13 protein-coding genes and 2 pseudogenes are annotated in these 18,335 nt (G+C 58.1%); 8 read left to right on the top strand and 7 right to left on the bottom strand.

Annotated elements, in window-relative coordinates; genetic code table 11:
* Window positions 1-50: 50 nt before the first annotated feature.
* The 5 genes from NLN62_RS50605 (at window position 51) to NLN62_RS50585 (ending at window position 10,156) form a co-directional block, all read left to right on the top strand.
* Window positions 51-2,285 (top strand): peptidase domain-containing ABC transporter, encoded by a 2,235-nt coding sequence (locus NLN62_RS50605; RefSeq protein ID WP_254114262.1) that lies wholly within the window; start codon window positions 51-53, stop codon window positions 2,283-2,285.
* The gene (locus NLN62_RS50600; RefSeq protein WP_254104145.1) at window positions 2,275-3,618 is read left to right on the top strand and encodes an HlyD family type I secretion periplasmic adaptor subunit; all 1,344 of its coding nucleotides are present in this window, start codon (window positions 2,275-2,277) and stop codon (window positions 3,616-3,618) included. The genes NLN62_RS50605 and NLN62_RS50600 overlap by 11 nt, the downstream gene beginning before the upstream one ends.
* 59 nt (window positions 3,619-3,677) lie before the next feature.
* Window positions 3,678-5,684 (top strand): SEL1-like repeat protein, encoded by a 2,007-nt coding sequence (locus tag NLN62_RS50595; RefSeq protein WP_254114176.1) that lies wholly within the window; start codon window positions 3,678-3,680, stop codon window positions 5,682-5,684.
* A gap of 142 nt (window positions 5,685-5,826) precedes the next feature.
* Window positions 5,827-9,375 (top strand): rhamnan synthesis F family protein, encoded by a 3,549-nt coding sequence (locus NLN62_RS50590; RefSeq protein ID WP_254114175.1) that lies wholly within the window; start codon window positions 5,827-5,829, stop codon window positions 9,373-9,375.
* Window positions 9,376-9,394: 19 nt separating this feature from the next.
* A complete protein-coding gene (locus NLN62_RS50585) occupies window positions 9,395-10,156 on the top strand; it encodes a class I SAM-dependent methyltransferase (protein WP_254114174.1) in 762 nt (253 codons plus the stop codon).
* Between the two features lie 81 nt (window positions 10,157-10,237).
* Here NLN62_RS50585 and NLN62_RS50580 read toward each other — a convergent pair whose 3' ends face one another.
* On the bottom strand, window positions 10,238-10,969 hold the full coding sequence (locus tag NLN62_RS50580; protein ID WP_254114173.1) for a hypothetical protein: 732 nt from the start codon (window positions 10,967-10,969) through the stop codon (window positions 10,238-10,240).
* A 75-nt stretch (window positions 10,970-11,044) separates the two neighbouring features.
* Here NLN62_RS50580 and NLN62_RS50575 point away from each other — a divergent pair, with 75 nt between their 5' ends.
* Window positions 11,045-12,406 carry a BNR-4 repeat-containing protein gene (locus NLN62_RS50575; protein ID WP_254114172.1) on the top strand — a complete coding sequence of 454 codons (1,362 nt, stop codon included), beginning with the start codon at window positions 11,045-11,047 and terminating at the stop codon, window positions 12,404-12,406.
* A gap of 75 nt (window positions 12,407-12,481) precedes the next feature.
* Here NLN62_RS50575 and NLN62_RS50570 read toward each other — a convergent pair.
* Window positions 12,482-12,652, bottom strand: a pseudogene (locus NLN62_RS50570) (dTDP-glucose 4,6-dehydratase); the annotation flags it as partial.
* A gap of 139 nt (window positions 12,653-12,791) precedes the next feature.
* On the opposite strand from NLN62_RS50570, the gene NLN62_RS50565 reads away from it, so the two are divergent.
* On the top strand, window positions 12,792-13,229 hold the full coding sequence (locus NLN62_RS50565; protein ID WP_028339957.1) for a hypothetical protein: 438 nt from the start codon (window positions 12,792-12,794) through the stop codon (window positions 13,227-13,229).
* On the opposite strand, the pseudogene NLN62_RS50560 reads toward NLN62_RS50565, so the two are convergent.
* From NLN62_RS50560 to NLN62_RS53840, 4 genes and pseudogenes are all read right to left on the bottom strand, one after another.
* Window positions 13,230-13,742: pseudogene (locus NLN62_RS50560) on the bottom strand (transposase); the annotation flags it as partial. It lies immediately after the preceding gene.
* A gap of 127 nt (window positions 13,743-13,869) precedes the next feature.
* A complete protein-coding gene (gene istB, locus NLN62_RS50555) occupies window positions 13,870-14,682 on the bottom strand; it encodes an IS21-like element helper ATPase IstB (RefSeq protein WP_254114171.1) in 813 nt (270 codons plus the stop codon).
* Window positions 14,679-16,148 (bottom strand): IS21 family transposase, encoded by a 1,470-nt coding sequence (gene istA / locus NLN62_RS50550; protein WP_371933173.1) that lies wholly within the window; start codon window positions 16,146-16,148, stop codon window positions 14,679-14,681. The genes istB and istA overlap by 4 nt, the downstream gene beginning before the upstream one ends.
* A gap of 150 nt (window positions 16,149-16,298) precedes the next feature.
* Window positions 16,299-16,580 (bottom strand): transposase, encoded by a 282-nt coding sequence (locus NLN62_RS53840; protein ID WP_371933172.1) that lies wholly within the window; start codon window positions 16,578-16,580, stop codon window positions 16,299-16,301.
* Between the two features lie 11 nt (window positions 16,581-16,591).
* Between NLN62_RS53840 and NLN62_RS50540 the strand changes: the two genes are divergently transcribed.
* Window positions 16,592-17,617: an IS110 family transposase gene (locus tag NLN62_RS50540; protein ID WP_254097556.1), complete on the top strand. Its 1,026-nt coding sequence runs from the start codon at window positions 16,592-16,594 to the stop codon at window positions 17,615-17,617.
* 91 nt (window positions 17,618-17,708) lie between these two features.
* Here the strand turns inward: NLN62_RS50540 and NLN62_RS50535 are convergent, their stop codons facing one another.
* Window positions 17,709-18,251, bottom strand: a complete 543-nt coding sequence (locus tag NLN62_RS50535) for an IS66 family transposase (protein WP_254114170.1) — start codon at window positions 18,249-18,251, stop codon at window positions 17,709-17,711.
* Window positions 18,252-18,335: the final 84 nt, after the last annotated feature.

Below are 18,335 nucleotides of genomic sequence, written 5' to 3'. Positions count from 1 at the left end.
GGTAGCTGAATGTTAGTGTCCTAACATAATTGGCAGATCACTTGACCCCCATGACCGCCCACGGTGCCGATGACCGGAACCTGGCCGATGCGGCGCCCGCATCGGCACTGGGGTGCCTGATTATCATCGCACGACAGCACGGGCTGCACCTCACGTCCTCACAGCTCATCCAAGACAACCTGCTGCCGGACGAGAATGTCACAGTGCATCAGCTTGTCCGCTGTGCGGAGAAAGCGGGCATGCGCGCGAAGTGCGTCAAGCTCAATTGGAGCGGGCTCTCTCATCTGAAGAAGGCGCTCCCGGTCATCGTTAGGCTTCGCAATGGGAGCCACATGGTACTCCTGCGTGTGGAGGGAGGCGTCCACGATACGCGCATCGTGCTGAGAGATCCGAATGCCGCGGAAGACGCGCTGCTCGTTGTCGACCAACCACGATTTGCAGATATCTGGTCCGGCGATATCGTCCTGATCAAGCGCAACTACGAGATATCGGACGAAGCGCAGCCGTTCAGTTTCGGCCTGGTAGCCGCGCTGTTATTTCGCGAACGCCGCATGGTCCGCGACGTCGCGATGGCCGCATTGATCCTCGGGCTCCTCGGCCTGGCGCCGATCATGTTCTGGCGCTTATTGTCGGACAAGGTGATCTTCTACAAGGCGTACAACACGTTCTATGTGCTCTGCGTCGCGATGCTGGTGGTCATAGCCTTCGAGGCGACGTTCTCGTTCTTGAAACAGTTCCTTGTCCATCGCTTGACGACCAGGCTGGACGTCAAATTGTCGACCTACGTCTTCGAAAAGGTCCTCAATCTTCCCATCGACTATTTCGAGCAGACGGCCGTCGGCCTCGTCGCGCGCGACATTCGCGAAGTCTTTCGCATCCGCGCGTTCTTGATGGGGCAACTGTTCGGCACCATTCTCGACTCTACGACGCTGGTGTTCTTCCTGCCCGTCATGTTCTTCTTCAGCCCGGTCATGACGTTCGTGGTTCTCGCGTTGTCGACATTGATCGTCGCGTGGCTCGTCCTGATGTTGCCGAATTATCGCAAGGCGTCGACTGCCGTGCTGGCTGCGGAGGGCGCGCAGGGTGCATTCTTGGTTCAAACCTTGAATGGCATCCGGACGATCAAGTCGCTCGCGCTAGATACGCGGCAGCGCCACATGTGGGATGTTTTGGTCGCACGCGTCGCCAAGGCCCGGCTCGTGGAAGGCATGACTGGAAACGCCATCCAGTCGGTGGTGCGTCCGCTGGAGCGGCTGGCCGTCAGCGGCTCCTATGCGCTCGGCGTCTATCTCGCGCTCGAGAGCAACGACCCGGTCTATATCGGGGCGCTGTTTTCATTCCTGCTGCTGTCGCAGCGCGTCTCGGGTCCGCTGATGCAGATGGCACAGCTCATCAATCAATACGACGAGGCGCGAAGTGCAGTTGCAATCGTCGGTAATCTCGTTAACCTTCCAGCGGAAGAGAACCGTTGCGGCCATGGCGTGCGGTCGCCGCTCGAGGGCAAAGTGGAGTTTTCCGGCGTCACCTTCAAATACAAGGGAGCGCTATCGCCGACGCTGAACAACATCTCCTTGGAAATCCCGCTGGGGACTACTTTGGGCGTGATGGGCAAGAGCGGATCCGGCAAGACCACGATTACGCGTCTGCTGCAGCGGCTGCATTCCGACTATGAGGGATTGATCAAGATCGATGGCGTTGATGTTCGCGAGTACGACATCGACCATCTCCGTCGTAACGTGGGTGTGGTGCTCCAGGAGAATTTTCTGTTCAGTGGGACCATCCGCGAAAACATCGCTGCGGCCAAGCTGGACGCGTCGTTCGATGAGGTGGTCAGGGCGGCTAGGCTGGCGGGTGCGCAGGAATTCATCGACAAGCTGCCGCGTGGCTACGAGACGCATATCTATGAAGGTTCGCCGAACCTCTCGGGAGGGCAGCGGCAGCGGCTCGCGATCGCGCGTGCATTGATCGTCAACCCACCCATCCTGATTCTCGATGAGGCGACAAGCGCGCTCGACGCCGACAGCGAGGCGATCGTGAACGCCAACATAACGCGCATCGCGCATGGCCGGACTCTGATTATCATATCGCATCGCCTGTCGTCCCTGACAAAGGCCGACGCAATTCTCGTGCTTAATCGTGGTGTGGTCGACGATATCGGGCGGCATGAGGAGCTCTTGGCGCGCAACGATATCTACAGTTCGCTGTGGTATCAGCAGAACGCGCATTTGATGCCGGCAGCCGGCAACGATCGAGCACGATTCGGGAGGCCGACGCTTGTCTCCTAATGGAGCGCTTGCGACCGTTCGCCAATTTCAATCGGAAACGGATGCGATCCGAGAGGAGGCTGAGCCTCTGGTCGCACGAGCAACACTGTTTGTGCTCTCGGCCTTCCTGGTCACGATCGTTGCCATTCTGGCTCTGACGCGGATAGATCGCGTCATCACCAGCGTTGGGGGGCGGATCGTGCCGGTGGGACAGATCAGCGTCCTTCAGGCGCTGGATCCATCGATTATTAAGACGATTGACGTGCGGGAAGGCGAGCAGGTCCAACCGGGACGGCTTATTGCAACCCTGGACGCGACCTTTACGTCGGCGGACCTGACCCAGGCGAAGTCGCAGATCGCTAGCCTCGAGACTCAGGTGGCGCGCGATGAAGCCGAGCTGAACCAGCATCCGCTGGTCTTTGCGAGCAAACCAGGCCCGGACTACCAGAAATACGCAGCCTTGCAGAAGGCGCTCTATGATCAGCGGATGGCGCAATATACCGCTCAGATCAATAGTTTCGATTCGAAGATGAAGCAGACCCAGGCGACCATGGAGAAACTTCGCGGGGATGATGCGCGATATCGGCAGCGTGACGAGATCTTGCAGAAGATCGAGACCATGCGCACGACGCTGGCCGACCACGGCACGGGCTCGCAGCTCAATATGTTTATTTCCCAGGACACAAGGCTTGAATTGCTGCGGACCCTGGAGAACACCCATAGCAGCCTAATCGAAGCCCAGAATACGCTCGCCGCGTCAATCGCGGACCGTGACGCCTTCAAACAGCAATGGTTTGCGCAACTGAGTCAGGATCTCGTGACGACCCGCAACAAGCTCGATGAGGCGAGAGCCTCTTATGAGAAGGCGCTCAGGCACCAGGATCTGGTCCGATTGACCGCCGCCGAAGACTCGGTCGTGTTGACGATCGCAAGGCTCTCGGTCGGGTCGGTGCTGAAGCCCGGCGATCCCTTCATTACCCTGATGCCGACCGACACTAGGCTCGAGGCTGAAATTCGCATCGCCTCGCGCGATGTCGGTTTTATCCGGCCCGGAGACCCCTGCACGATGCGGATCGATGCGTTCAATGCCGCCGAGCATGGTACAGCCGAGGGCAAAGTGCGCTGGATCAGCGAGGGCGCCTTCACCGCCGACGATGATGGAAGGCCTATCGAAGCCTACTACAAGGCGCGGTGCTCCGTGGACTCGACGAACTTCAAGGATGTCCCGAAAAACTTCCGCCTCATTCCTGGCATGACGCTTGCGGGAGACGTCCATGTCGGCACGCGGTCGGTCGGAATGTATCTGCTTGGCGGAATGCTGAAGGGCATCCGGGAGGCCATGCGTGAGCCATGACGGCATTGACTCGATCGCTCCTCCAATGGCTTTGGCGCGCCTCTCGCAGCTCTGACGAAATGCGGCGTGGTCCGGCTGAGGCAGCGTTCGAGCGCGGCCACTATCTGGAGGCACTAAAGCTCTGGAAGCGAGCTTCGCAAAACGGCGACGCGGAAGCGGACTATCGGATCGGCATGCTCTACGCCAAGAACCAGGGAGTAGCGGGCAGCATTCCCGATGCCGCGGTGTGGTACGAACGTGCGGCGCAGCGAGGTCACGCCGAGGCGCAATATCAACTCGGCCTGATATATCTGTACGGAGTTAACGCCAGCCTCGGACCGAATAGGCCGGAGACCTGGCGTCAATCCTCCGCCGCGCGATTGGGCGATACCGCGTCGAATGTGCATCACCTGATATTCCCGCACGGGACCAGTGTCGCTAAGGACATTTGCGCCGCGTTTCGCTGGATATCGGCCGCGGCCGAAGCCGGCAAAGCGGATGCTCAGACCATCCTGGGCAATCTCTACAGCGAAGGGCGGGGGTGCGTGAAGGACTTCGCTGCTGCACTTCGATGGTATCGGGCGGCAGCCGATCAGAAATTTGCACCAGCCGAGTTCGCGCTCGGCGATGTCTATTATCAGGGGCGCGGCGTACTCGTCGATTGCGCGCAGGCTGCGATCTGGTATGGCAAGGCCGCCGCGCAGGATCATGTGAGGGCACAGATTGGGCTCGCATTCATGACGTTGAAGGGTATGGGCTTGCCCGAGAACCCGACTGAGGCTGCTCGCCTGTTCCAGAGTGCGGCCATGCATGATGATCCGATCGCACTCTACAACATCGGCTTGCTACGGCTTAGCGGCAAGGGCGTCGCCAAAGACATCGATCGCGCCGAGACCGCGCTGCGCGAGGCGGCGCGGAAGGATTACCTTCCGGCAATTCAGGCACTCGCGGGATTCTATTCGAACGGAGCCGATGCTGAGCCCGATTCGCGGGAGGCGGCGGCTTGGTGCGAGAAGGCCGCTGAGCGGGGCGATGTGCGGGCGCAATTCCTAGTCGGCCGGTTCTATGCGACTGGTGTCGGTGTCTCGCCCAACATTCGTCGGGCCGCAAAGTGGTTCGAGCGCGCGGCCGAGAACGGTCACTTCACTGCCGCGTTCAACCTTGCAATCTTCTATCTCAATGGCTCCGGCGTTCAGCGCAATGTGGAGGCCGCGATCAAATGGTTCGAGCGCGCTGCCGATGGCGGCTTCTGCGCGGCGCAGGTGCAGCTCGGAAAGCTCTACTCGATGGGGGCGGGCGTTCCGAAAGATCAGGAAATGGCGTCCGAATGGCTGAGCAAAGCCGCCGGCAGCGGAGATCCTGACGCCAAGACCGCCTATGCGCTCTTCCTGCTTCATCAGAATGCGTCCGATGATGACGTTGCACGCGCGCACTCCTTATTGGGAGAGGCCGCCGAGGCCGGTCATCCCCCGGCGGCGTTTCAACTAGGCGCGCTGAAAATGGGTAGGTTCGGCGGGACCGTCGATATGCTAGGTGCCACCCCATGGCTCACGCGCGCAGCGGATGCCGGCCATGTCGAGGCGCAGTATATGCTGGGACTCCTCCATCTGGATCCGAAGAGCGGCGCCGAGAATGCGCAGGCAGCAGCATCATGGATGGCCAAGGCGGCGCGCGCGGGGCATGCAGCCGCACAATTCCGGCTCGCCGTCATGTACTGCACGGGCTACGGGGTGGGCCTGGATCTTGCAGAGGGTGTGAACTGGTACGAGGCCGCTGCAGAGCAGGGACATACGGTTGCGCAGTACAACCTTGCCGTGATGCTCGGGAGGGGACAGGGGCGCGAGGCTGACGTGACGAAGGCGACGGAATGGTTTCAGAGGGCCGCCGAGCGTGGCATGGCCGAAGCGCAGGTTGCGCTGGGCGACGCGTTGATGTCGGGCCGGGGCACCACGCGGGATTGCGACGCTGCGGTGAACTGGTATCAACACGCGGCGAGGCAGCGCAATGAGGGCGCCGTGCGCCGCCTCCGGTCGATTGGCGCGACAAGCGACAGGACCTTCACACGGGAGACAGAATCTCTGCGCTAGTCATCCTTCGAGTCTTAGACCTTCAATCTTACGACTCGACGTCGTTATTCAGTGCATTCTGCTCGACTTCTGAGGCTCAGTTCTTGCATCGCAGTCGTCGTGCGGCGCAATAGTCGCGTTGGTGATTGATCGAAAAATGGGAATGTCCAAATATACGTCCTTCGCTGAGATCGAAGGCTTGCTTGATGCCACGCCGTACTTCGATCCGGAGTGGTACGTCCGGCATAACTCGATCACCTTGGCACCCGATCAAACTCCCGAGCAGCATTTTAGGGACGTGGGGTGGGCCGCCCATCTCCAACCGAGCTTCTATTTTTCGCCCAGATGGTACTTGTCAAAGTATCCAGACATCAAAAGGGCTGGGATGAATCCCTACTCTCACTTCTTGCTGAGGGGGATCAACGAGGACAGAGAGGCCGCCGAATTTGTGAAGAGCGGAGAGCTGACTTTTGACGCATCAAAAGTGAGGCAGATTGTAAAGGAGTCAGGTCTTTTCTCCTCTGAATGGTACGTTTTCAAAAATAAGGACGTTGCGGGAGCAGGTATCGACCCTCTCTCTCATTTCAACGGGAAGGGATACCGCGAGAACCGGACGCCAAATCCAATTTTCGATTTGAAGTTCTACAAGTTGGCCAACAGCGATTTGGAGGCTTTCGGCTGGAATCCTCTTCTGCACTACATATTTGTTGGCTCGCTGAAGGACCGATCTCCGAACGCGCTGTTTTCTCATGCATGGTACTCAACCAAGTACGGTCCATTCAACGAAGATCGAACGCCCTTGGCTGACTTTTTATTGCACCTGGACGATCGGGATCCTAGTCCATTCCTCAATTCGGATTGGTATCTGAAAACGCATCCCGATGCTGCGGGCTACCCCGGAGGACCGCTTAAGCATTATCTGGAGATCGGATTTCTAGAAGGACGCGATCCATCGCCAGATTTCGATACTAACGGCTATATCAATGCAAACATGGACGTGAAGGCGTCCAAAGCAAATCCTTTGGTTCATTTCCTTCTGTTTGGGCAAAAGGAGGGGCGGGCTCCAAAACCGGAAGCCCGCAACCGACAAACCACACTATTTCGTGTCGGTGTACCCGAGTATGGCCCATTCGAGCAGGTGTTCTCATACGATCGAAAGGTTGTGGGATCTCCTAAGATCGCAGTCCACCTCCACTTGTTCTACCCCGAGCTATCCGAGGAATTGGCCGACTATCTAGCTAACATTCCGATCGATTTTGACCTCTACATATCTGTGCCTAAATCGGTCAATGACCTGCTGAGCATAGAGGCGCACTTCCGAATGCTTCTTCCGAATGTAGATCTGATCGACGTTTGGCATTGCGAAAATCGTGGTCGAGATATGGCGCCCCTTTTTGTGGATCTGGCTGATGAGATCCCAAAGTACGATCTGCTTTGTCACCTCCATTCAAAACGTTCGGCGCACAACTTCGCACATGGCGATTGGCGACGGTTTCTCTGTCACCATATTCTCGGATCGGAGGAACTCGTAAGATCTATTCTCAATCAATTTGAAACGCGGCCTGGTCTCGGACTGTTGCATCCGCCATACCATGGGGCGCTTCGCAGCCAACCAAATTGGGGCAAGAACCGAGCCGTTGTGGACGCTGCGCTCGATCGTATAGGCCTGGAGTACACCGGAGACGTGTGCCCGGATTATCCAGCCGGTTCATTTCTCTGGGTACGGCCACCTGCGATTGCGCCAATCTTAACCGCAAAGCTCACACTCGATGAGTTTGCTCCCGAAGAAGGACAGCTAGATGGAACGTTTGCCCATGCGCTTGAAAGGCTTTTGGGCATTGTTCCATTGACCCTTGGATACCAGGTAAGCTGCATCTCTGTCGACGTTGCGCACAACCTCACGAGCTACTATCACCCGAAGAGGCTCTATAAGCCTCTCGAGCGAGATCGTACGGAGGATATCCTGCAATATCGCGCCAGCCGGAAGAATAAGGGACGTGGGCGAACTGCTGTTTGCACAGCCGTGTTTGGAGATTTCGATACTCTGCTTCTTCCAGAAATTTTGGAGGACGATTGCGACTACTATTGCTTCAGCGATAATCAAGTCGATGGTTATGGCGTATTCAACATTATACAGGCAGACTACCGCGATCCTGATCCGCGACGAAGCGCGCGTTACGTCAAAACGCACTTGACTAATTATTGCGTCGACTACGAGAATTTCGTCTGGGTCGATGCAAACGTCCTTATTCGGCGGACCCTCCAGCCCTATTTGGATATGCTAGGAGGCGATATTTCTCTGGCGGCAATCGCCCATCCGCTTCGAGAGACTTGCTTCGAAGAAGCGTCAATCTGCAAAGAGATGAAGCTGGACGAAGCCGATCTTATCAACGAGCAAGTCCGGAGGTACGTGACGATCTCCGAGTTGGCGTCAAGCCAACTGATCGAAACAAACTTCTTCTGCTTCCTCGGACAGCGCAAAGAAATTCGAGAGATGTTCAGGGTTTGGTGGACCGAAATGGACCGCTTCAGCCGCCGAGATCAGATTAGTATCAACTACGCGATCTTTAAGAGTGGCGTTAATTGGAAGCCTGTGTTCGCAGATCGACTCTCGCTTCGGGATGCTCCCGATTTCTGCCTCTTTGAACACGGCATGAATAAATGGCCCGGCCGGCCACTCTCGGATCAACCGTGGTACAGGCCTGCGAGAGTATCCTTTGCAGAGGGGGCGCCCTTGGACCGGAGGAGGGGCGCTAAAGAAAAGACGGCAGCCAAGCGCTCCGGCGTGCGCGAGCCGACAGTGGATATCATTGTCTGCGTCCATAACGCGCTAGACGACGTCTTGAAGTGCATTCGGTCGTTGGTCGATCAGGCGGATCACAACTTTAGACTTATTTTGGTTGATGACGCATCTGACAAGCCAACCAAATTGGCGATCGAGCGCTTTCAGTACTCTTGGCTAGAGCATACGATCCTACCACTTGCTGCGCGCGGCGGTTACACGAGGGCGGTGAATGCAGCACTGCGCCAATCGAAAGCGGATGCGGTCGTTCTACTCAATAGTGATACGCTCGTTCCTCCTACAGGCATTAGGAAGTTGCGCAGTGCTCTTTTCAGCTCGGATGCTCGCGGAATAGTTGGTCCACTCTCAAATGCTGCAAGCTATCAGTCCGTGCCTAGCGTTAAGGGAGCTGTTGGACAAACGGCCATCAATCCTTTACCCGAAGGCATGACTGTTCACGATTTGGATCAGCATCTTGAAGCGAGCTGGAATGGGATCTATCCGCTGACGCCCCTAGTCCACGGGTTTTGTCTGTGTATCCGACGAGCAGTGCTCGAGGCGATTGGCGAGTTTGATGAGAGTGCGTTTCCATTTGGATATGGAGAGGAGAACGATTTTTGTTTTCGTGCGGCGGATGCTGGCTTTGAACTGGCCATTGCCACGAACACGTACGTTTTCCATGCAAAGTCCAAGAGCTACTCCGATGCCGAACGAACCAAGTATATGGAGGCAGGCGCTGAGGCATTGTTCAAGAAGCACTCGAAACGGCGGGTAAAGGCTGCCGTGAAGTTTATGGAAGAGAATCCGCTCTTGAACAGCGTTCGTTCCCTGGCTGCTGCACTGTTTGATGATAAGGAAAAGCAGGTTAGCCAGGCACAAGCAATTAAGGAAAACGTTAGCCTAGGGCTGGAGGTTGTTGGGAAGTTGTGAGTTAGGTGGAGCTAAACCGATGGAACGACCCGTGTTGGAAGTGGACGGCAAAGTGCTTCCTCTTCCCCCGAGAGACTTGCTATTTATGAACGAAACTTGGGAGAGCTTTCCCAAGAATGGAGCGGGTCTTCTTGCTTTGGGCACTCGGGTTCTGCAGCTTCGCGGACGACCGGTTATCGACATTGGTTGTGGCTTCGGCCGTATCGCATACGCCCTAGCGGCAAAGGGATATCGCGGCAATTATTGGGGCGCGGACGTGCTTGCGCCTCAGATCAACTGGCTGCAATCCAATTTGTCTCCGGTGCTGCCAAATTATGAATTTCATCACTTTGACGCAATGAACGATCGCTACAATGCGTCGGGCAAGCTAGAAACGGAAGACTTCAGAATAGATAGGCGATACGCATCTCCTGATGCGATCTTTGTCCTAAGCGTCTTTACACATATGTATGAAGCGGACGTGATCACCTATCTGAAGGAAATTGTATCGGTCATGGATGAGAAGAGCGTGATATACGCTACATTCTTTCTATCGAATGGCGAGAGTAGGCGTTTGGAATCGTTCAAGCAGTCTTCATATCCAATGAAGTATGTGTTGAATGATCACTGTTCCTATTTCAACGCGGACGATCCGTTGCACGCGATCTCTTTTGATGAGATCTGGTTGCGAGAGGTCCTGGCTGAATTGGGCCTTCACACTGCGGCCGCATTCTATGGTACTTGGGCGGGAAGAAAGAGCGTCTTAAGCTTTCAGGATTCGCTCTTTTTGATGAAGGCTTAGCTTCCAGGAGGCCGTAGTTGGCCGGAGGCCGGTTGGCTGCAATCTTGCTGCCGAAGGTCGCAAGCCGTGGGAGCGCCTAGGTCAGGTCTTAGCTACACCCACAATCTTGGTACGTAATCTCTTTGGGGGCGGATTGGTGCCCAATCGAAATATCATCATGCTGTCGAGTAGCTCGATTGAGACCAGCCTACGTCGCAGGTCGGATATTTCAGTCTGATGTTGATTGATCCATTTGGCATCGTCGAATGATTCAGACGTTCCGGCTGCAACGAACCACTCATGCAATGTATCGAACTGTTGAATCAGAAAATTCGACAGGTCGGCCTTGCTTGGAGGTGCCTGCCAATACGCGGCATGAGTGTCCTCAATGACGTAGGCGCATCTAGTTGATCGTATGAGTGCCTGGAACGATGCGATCTGGTCGGAGACGAGGTGACTTCCATCGTCGATAACGATGTCGAAGCCCCCAAATTGTGCCGAGAGGTCTGACAAGAACCGTTGATCGCCCTGGTCTCCGATTGCGACCTTTATATTCGCTTTTTCGTACGTCTTGCAGTGTGGATTCTTGTCGACGCCTACAATAACGCTATCTGATGAAAAGTATTCACTCCAGAGGCGAAGAGAGCCACCGCGGTAGACGCCAATCTCAAGCAAGGCAACTTTTGGTGGAAGTCCGAGAAACAGTTCAGAGTACTTAGTGATATAATGTTCCCACTTATCGATGTCAGGGCGCGAATGCTTGTAGAATCGTTCCGCCAGTGTCGGCGATCGATTGTTAAAAGCGCGCGAAACAAGTCGACGTAGTCGCATCACAATCCATTCTGCAAACGTTGACTCTTTGAAGCGGTCGGCACCTATACTGCCTTCCCTATGGAGACTATATTACCAATGCTAGAGTTGCAACGAACTCTGTTGCGCTTCTGGAAAGCGATTCTTGTATTCGCGGTGCTTTGCGTTCTCGGACTTGCTTGGGCTGCAGATGAGAAGCGGCCCGCGATTGTGCTGGTAGATACTGTTTGGACCGGCACGAATTCACGATTTTCAAGTTTGACCGTGGGGGAGCGCGCGTTCATCGTATACTACAGCGCACAACGAAAATTCCGCGTTGCTTCCATAGATCTTGTCTCGGGAGCGGTGCAGCGTATTGAGCTTCCAGGTCGAACGCCTGGCTGGGACAGCCACGATGATACTAAGCTAGCTCTTGACGACCATGAAAGGCTGCATGTCATCTTTGTGAACCACGCTCAGCCTTTGAAATACTTTCATTCAGCGTCCCCGCTTTCGATCACAGACTTGTCACCGGCGTCAATGACGGGAAGAAACGAGGGGCACGTGACCTATCCCTCTTTTCAGAGGCTTGGAAAACGTCTGTTTATGGTCTTTCGGAATGGGGTAAGTGGTAATGGGGCGTGGTACGCGAATGTACTCAATGGTAGGAACTGGAGTCGCCTTTCCGAAGCGCCCCTCTTCTCTGATAGGATGGAAGATAAGTCCGTGAGTGCATACCCGACGCCGTTCGTAGCAGGGCCGAACGGTGAGATCAATGTCGCGATTGTCTGGCGGAAAACCCCGGACGTGGCATCAAATTTCAGAGTTTGCTTTGTCAAAAGTGGCGACCTTGCTGCTTGGAACAGAGCTAACGGTGATCCACTCTTCGGCTCAATCAATCCAACGAATTGCGATGTCGTAGATGATGTGGGTGAGGGGCAAGGCCTAGTCAACAATGCCCAACTGAACGTAACCACGGAGGGTACTCCGCTCATTGTCTACACAAAGTTCGATGAAGGCCGGAGAAATGGTATATACCTTGCGTATAAGATGGGAGGTTGGAGAACTGTAAAGCTGATTTCTTCCAGTAGCTCAACCGATATTGTTGGGAGGGGATCGCTCCCTGGACTTCCATCGTTCTCAGCGCCTACCATCGCAGGCGGAGTTGGCAAGATTCGCGTGAACTTTCCGAGTGAGGCAGCCGCTGACGTGAGCTTCAACGCAAGCGCTCTCGGTCTTGCCGATACCAAATCAAACGATGTTCCCAGGTTCCAATTTCCCGCAATATCGACCGACGATCTCTACGAGCCAGTAACGCTTTCGTCAGTTGCGGAGCCCTATCCTCCGCACAGGTACGACGTCGTTTTTCGCTGGGTCTCGCAAGGACCGCATTCAGACATTCCTCGATCTTGCACCGATTCTCAGCCGCACGCTTGCATGCCGAGACCTGCACAGCTGTTGGCCTATATCTTCAAGCGTTAGACGACTTGGGCAAGCGCGGGAGGACTTGGCCTGCCAGTCTCGTTCGCTTCGCCGCACGCGGGAAGCCTACGGCAGCTACTCGGTCAACCCCAGCCGGTTCGCGGTATACCGACGCTCCAGGATCGCGTGCCACCACGGCTTCTGCTCGATATACCAGCGCACCGTCTTGTCGATGCCGCTCTCGAAGTTCTCCACAGCGCTCCAGCCGAGATCGCGTTCGAGCTTGGAGGCGTCGATGGCGTACCGTATGTGAGCGTCACGGGAAGCTCACCGTGCCGGGCCTTGACTCGCGCGGAATGCTCTGGATAGCGCGGTCGGGATGATTGACGCCGCAGGCACGCGGTGATGGGGTGATCCCGGTTCGGAGCGGGCAACGGGAATCAGAATGACCAGCGAGTCTCAGCTGCGCGAGAAGCTTCGGAAGATCGAGGCGTTGTTCGTGGGTGCGGGCACTGCTGGTGAGCGCCTTGCGGCGGAAGCCGCGCTGCGGCGGGTGCGGGCCCGGGTCGAGGAGCTCGCTCGCCACGATCCACCGATCGAACAGCAATTCTCACTTCCCGACCAATGGTCGCGGCACCTGTTCTTGGCGCTTTGCCGTCGCTGCGGGCTGCGGCCGTTTCGTTATCACCGCCAGCGACGCAACACGGTGATGATCCGCGCGTCACGAGGCTTCGTCGACAAAGTGCTGCTGCCGGAGTTCACCGAGCTGGAGAGGGCGCTGCAAGTCTATCTGCACGAGGTGACACTGCGCGTGATCCGCGAGGAGATCTATGACGACACCAGCGATGCGCAGGAAGTTCCAGATGCCCTGCCGTCGAACTGATCAGGCGGCGAGCTTTGCCGGCGAACTGTCGCGCTCGGCCTTCCAATTCCACGGCAGCAGCATGTGCAGCTGATTGATCTTGGTACGTCCAGAGATGATGCGCTCGAGAACATCGGTCAGATAGTGCCGCGGGTCGATGTCTTGCAGCTTTGCCGAGTTGATGAGCGAGGCGAGAATGGCCCATGTCTCGGCGCCGCCTTCACTGCCGGCGAACAAGTAGTTCTTCTTTCCCAGGCCTATCGGCTTGATGCTGCGCTCAACCGTATTGCTGTCTATTTCAATGCGTCCGTCGTCGATGAAGCGGGTCAGGCCGTCCCAATGGTTGAGGGTGTAGCGGATGGCTTTGCCCAGACCGGACTTCTTCGAGACTTCCAGCAGCCGCGCCTCAAGCCAGGGTTTGAAGTCCTCGATCAACGGCCTGGTGTCGCTTTGCCGCATAGCAGCCCGATGCGCCGCCGGCAGACCGCGGATGCGATCCTCGATGGCGTAAAACATCGCGATCCGTTGCAGCGTGTAGCGCGACGATCTGGGAGAGAGGTGCGCGACAATCTGGATGAGAATCTGGTGTCGCGGCGGGTGTGATGATCGCGGCTTTGATTGACGCGCGCAAGTGCTTTGTCAGGTTGATTGTCGCGCCGCGTCAATCAGGGGCGATATCGGCGGGTGTGGCGTATGACGCTGGGCGCCCGGGCCCCTTTTTGCGCTCAACGGCCTGGCGGCGCCGGTAGCTTTCGACATTCATCTCGAAGATGGTCGCATGATGAACGAGCCGGTCGACCGCGGCGAGCGTCATGGCGGGGTCTGGGAAGATCTTCCCCCACTCGCCGAAGGGCTGGTTGGCGGTGATCAGCATGGAGCGCCGCTCGTAACGGGCGCTGATGAGCTCGAAGAGCACACTGGTCTCGGCCTGGTCCTTGGTGACGTATGCGAGATCATCGAGGATGAGCAGGTCGAACTTGTCGAGCTTGGCCAGCACGCTCTCGAGGACGAGGTCGCGGCGGGCCTGCTGCAGCTTCTGGACGAGATCTGTGGTGCGGGTGAACAGCACCCTGTAGCCGTTCTCGATGAGGGCGAGACCGATCGCCGAGGCGAGATGGCTCTTGCCGGTGCCCGGCGGGCCGAACAAGAGCAGGTTTGCGCCTTTCTCCAACCAGGTGTCGCCGGCGACGATGGCCATGACCTGAGCCTTGGAGACCATCGGTACAGCGTCGAACTCGAAGGCGTCGAGGGTCTTTCCGGGCAGAAGGCGGCCCTCTGTGAGGTGCCGCTCAATGCGGCGGCGATCGCGCTCGGCCAGTTCGTGCTCGGCGAGCACAGTGAGGAAGCGCGCGGCGGGCCAGCCCTCCTTGTCGGCCTGCTCGGCGAACTGTGGCCAGATCACCTTGCTGGCGGGCAGTCGCAGCTCGTTAAGGAGCAGGCTGAGCTTGGCGGGGTCAATCGAGGCGCTCTTCATGCTGCGTCTCCCAGGCTGGCGCCGATGAGCGCTTCGTAGGCCTGAAGCGGCGCAAGGCGGACGACCACGTTGGGCAGGCGCGCGGGATCGGGCGCGAAGCGGGCACGCACCGCGGCCATGTCGGGGAGCCGGTGATTGTCGAGGCAGATGGACAGCTCCTCGGCCAGTTCGCTCTCGCAGCCGCGCTCGTGGGCGAGGCCAAGAAGCTCGACCATGATGCGGCAGGCCTGGCGCTCGGGCAGACGCTCGACGAGGAGATCGAAGGTCCGCCGGTAGGCCTCGCGCGGGAAGAGCCGGTCGCGATAGACAAGATTGAGCAACGCCATCGGCTTCCTTCTGAGCGAATGGATGACGTGCCGGTAGTTGACGACCTGGTCATGCTTGCCGGACGGGGAAGCACGCCCGCGCGGTAGCGTCATGAGATGGGTGCCGCCGATGAAGACATCGAGCCGATCGTCGTAGAGGCGCACACGCAAGCGATGGCCGATCAGGCGCGAGGGCACGGTATAGAAGACCTTGCGCAGCGTGAAGCCGCCTGAGGAGGTGACGCGCACGCTGAGTTCCTCATAGTCGGTGGTGCGCCGCTCAGGTAGTTCCCGAAGCTGGGCGCGCTCGGCATCGATGCGCTTGGCGTTGCGGGCATTGCGGCGGCCGACGATCTCGTCGACGAAGCGGCGATAGGAGGCGAGATCATCGAAGTCGACGGTGCCACGCAGCAACAGTGCATCCTCGATCGCCCGCTTGAGATGGCCGTGCGGGCCCTCGATCGAGCCGTTCTCGTGGGCGATGCCGGCATTGTTGCGTGACGGCATCATGCCGTAATGGCTGCACAGCTCGTCATAGCGGCGGGTGAGATCCTCGCGCGCGTCCTTGTCCAGGTTGCGGAAGGCGGCCGACAGGCTGTCCGAGCGGTGCTCGCGCGGCACCCCACCGAGGGACCAGAGTGCGTTCTGTAGGCCTTCCGCCAGCGCCACGAAGCTCTCGCCGCCGAGCACGACATGGGCGTGCTCGAAGCCCGAATAGGCGAGCCGGAAATGATAGAGCCGGTGGTCGAGCGGCTGACCGGCGATGGCGACGCCGAACGAGGCCACGTCGGTGAAGTCCGACAGACCGAGCCTGCCGGGTTCGTGCGCCTGGCGGAAGATGACCTCCTGCTCCTCACCGTGGACGGCACGCCAGCCTCGGATGCGCCGTTCCAGCGTCCGGCGCACTCCTTCGCCCAACTTGGGATGGCGCCGCATCATCTCCTCGAAAATGGCCACGGGCCGGATGCCGGGCGCTGCCCGCAGCAGCGGCACAACTTCAGCGTCGAAAATGTCGGCGAGCGGATCGGGACGCCGTCGTCCGCGCGGCTCCTTCTTCTGCGAAGGTAGTATCGGATCCTTCTCGATCCGGTAGGCCGTTGCCACGCTGATCGACGCCTTCGCCGCGGCGACAGGCGTCGGATGGGTCTTCCTGAGCTTCATGTAGAGCCTCAATTGATGGTCGGTTATGTGGCGGCCGGGCACAAAAGTGATTCCTCCGAATCGGAAAAACCACCGGCATACCGGCCGACCGCGACCACCAGAGAAAGGCCTCGAAAAGGCCGCCGCCGCTGGACGGAAACTCCGGTCGGGCTACGCCCTCCCTACGTTCCCGTCCAGCGGCGGCATTCTCATCTTGATTGACGCTGCACTCTCACTTTGATCGCCGCGCCGCAGCAGCGCTTCCGCGGCAATCGGCGACTTGGTCGCGACGTGAACGTCCCAGAACTTCCGCCGCGCATGCGCGAAGCAGAACGCCAGCTGCACCAGATGGCCGCCGTTCTTGATCAGGCCCTTGTAGGCGGCATAGCCGATGGAGTGGACGCCCCCCGACGGCATCAAATGTGCCATAGTGCGGGTGTTTAAGACCGGCAAGGAGGACGTCCGTGGACGAGATTAGCATCATTGGTTTGGATTTGGCAAAAAACGTATTTCAGATCCACGGCGCAAGGCCAGACGGGAGCGTCGTTCTGCGCAAGAAGCTCAATCGCGGCAGATTGCTCGAGTTTTTTGCCAGCTTGCCGATCTGTGTGGTCGCGATGGAGGCCTGCGCAAGTGCCCATTACTGGGGACGAGAGATCGGCAAATTTGGTCACGATGTCCGGCTGATCAACCCCTCCTACGTGAAGCCCTTCCTCAAGCGCCAGAAGAACGATGCTGCCGATGCGGAAGCGATCGCCGAAGCCGCGTCTCGATCAACGATGCGCTTCGTCGGTGTCAAGAGCGCCGAGAAGCAGGCTTCTTCCATGGCATTCAAGGTTCGCGACCTGTTGATCCGGCAGCGCACGCAGACCGTCAATGCGTTACGCGGACATCTTATGGAATACGGCTTGATCGTCCCTCAGGGCATCAGACACATCCCCCGTTTGAAAGAGCTGATGGCAACCTATCCAGACCTGCCCGATCTCGCCCGGGGTCTTTGCCAGGATCTCCTGAAGCATGTTGAATCCCTGTCGGAGCAGATCGCAGAGCTGGAGAAGGGACTACGGGCTCGTGCCAGACAGGACGATGTCGCCTCACGCTTGATGACTATTCCGGGGATCGGCGCAATCTGCGCCACAGCGATGGAGGCCTTGGCACCCTCGGCGGAGACTTTTTCCAAGGGCCGTGATTTTGCGGCCTGGATTGGTCTCACGCCCAAACAGAATTCATCCGGAGGTAAGGACAGGCTCGGCCAAATCTCCAGGATGGGCCAACGAGATCTCCGACGCCTGCTTGTTCTTGGTGCAACCGCCGTGGTGCGATGGGCAAGACGATATGGAGCGCCAGCCGGATCCTGGCTGGCGAGAATGGTTTCGAAGAAGCCCCCAAAGCTGATCGCAGTCGCTTTGGCAAACAAATTAGCGCGTATCGCTTGGGCCTTGATGGCCCGCGGTGGCGTTTATCAAGCTCCGGCGTCTGTCACTGCATAACGCAAAGCCAGAGGCCGCGAGACGTCGGGAATGTGGTAAGGTCTAACGGAGGATTATGGGCAATCGGTCAGAGACGGGATTGGAAGAATCATTAGGTGGATGAGTGCCAACAAGCACGCTTAGCCGAATTGGATCCGATCCACGCATTCCATAAGGGCCCGCGACGTGTCGAAGTCGCATCACGAGGCCGGACACACGTCAGCACCCGACCACATGCCTGTACCGAAGTGAGATTTTGCTTGCATTTACTGGGGCGTCCACACACGTCGACCTGCAGGATGCCGTGGTAGTCCCCGAACAGCTGCTTGGCGCGGATCGCCTTGCGATCCTCGGCAAACATGTAGACCACCGCCGGCGGCGCTGGGCCACCCCACGGACGGTCATCGGTGGCGATCGCCCAGAACTGGCAGACTTTGGTCCGGCCACGGCCGGGATCGAGAACCGGCAGCGGCGTCTCGTCGGCAAACAGCCGCGGGTAGGACATCACTGTGTCGCGCAACAGCGTGTGAAGCGGCTTCAGCCACCAGGCGGCGCGCCCCATCCATGAGGCCAGCGTCTGCCGGTCGAGCGTGATGCCTTGCGCAGCGAACATCTGTTCCTGCCGATACAGCGGCAACTGGTAGCCGTATTTCAACCGCGATGTGGGCCAGCAAGGCTTCCGTCACCATCCCGCCGTCGATCGCCTGGACCGGCGCGGGTGCCTGCAGCACACCCTGGC

Source organism: Bradyrhizobium sp. CCGUVB23 (assembly GCF_024199885.1).
GTDB lineage: Bacteria > Pseudomonadota > Alphaproteobacteria > Rhizobiales > Xanthobacteraceae > Bradyrhizobium.
This window is presented reverse-complemented; position numbering and strand designations above follow the sequence as displayed.

Coding starts and splice junctions, on each gene's coding strand:
- NLN62_RS50605 (WP_254114262.1), top strand. CDS start 51: ATGACCGCCCACGGTGCCGATGACCGGAACCTGGCCGATGCGGCGCCC.
- NLN62_RS50595 (WP_254114176.1), top strand. CDS start 3,678: ATGCGGCGTGGTCCGGCTGAGGCAGCGTTCGAGCGCGGCCACTATCTG.
- NLN62_RS50590 (WP_254114175.1), top strand. CDS start 5,827: ATGTCCAAATATACGTCCTTCGCTGAGATCGAAGGCTTGCTTGATGCC.
- NLN62_RS50585 (WP_254114174.1), top strand. CDS start 9,395: ATGGAACGACCCGTGTTGGAAGTGGACGGCAAAGTGCTTCCTCTTCCC.
- NLN62_RS50575 (WP_254114172.1), top strand. CDS start 11,045: ATGCTAGAGTTGCAACGAACTCTGTTGCGCTTCTGGAAAGCGATTCTT.
- NLN62_RS50565 (WP_028339957.1), top strand. CDS start 12,792: ATGACCAGCGAGTCTCAGCTGCGCGAGAAGCTTCGGAAGATCGAGGCG.
- istB (WP_254114171.1), bottom strand. CDS start 14,682: ATGAAGAGCGCCTCGATTGACCCCGCCAAGCTCAGCCTGCTCCTTAAC.
- istA (WP_371933173.1), bottom strand. CDS start 16,148: ATGAAGCTCAGGAAGACCCATCCGACGCCTGTCGCCGCGGCGAAGGCG.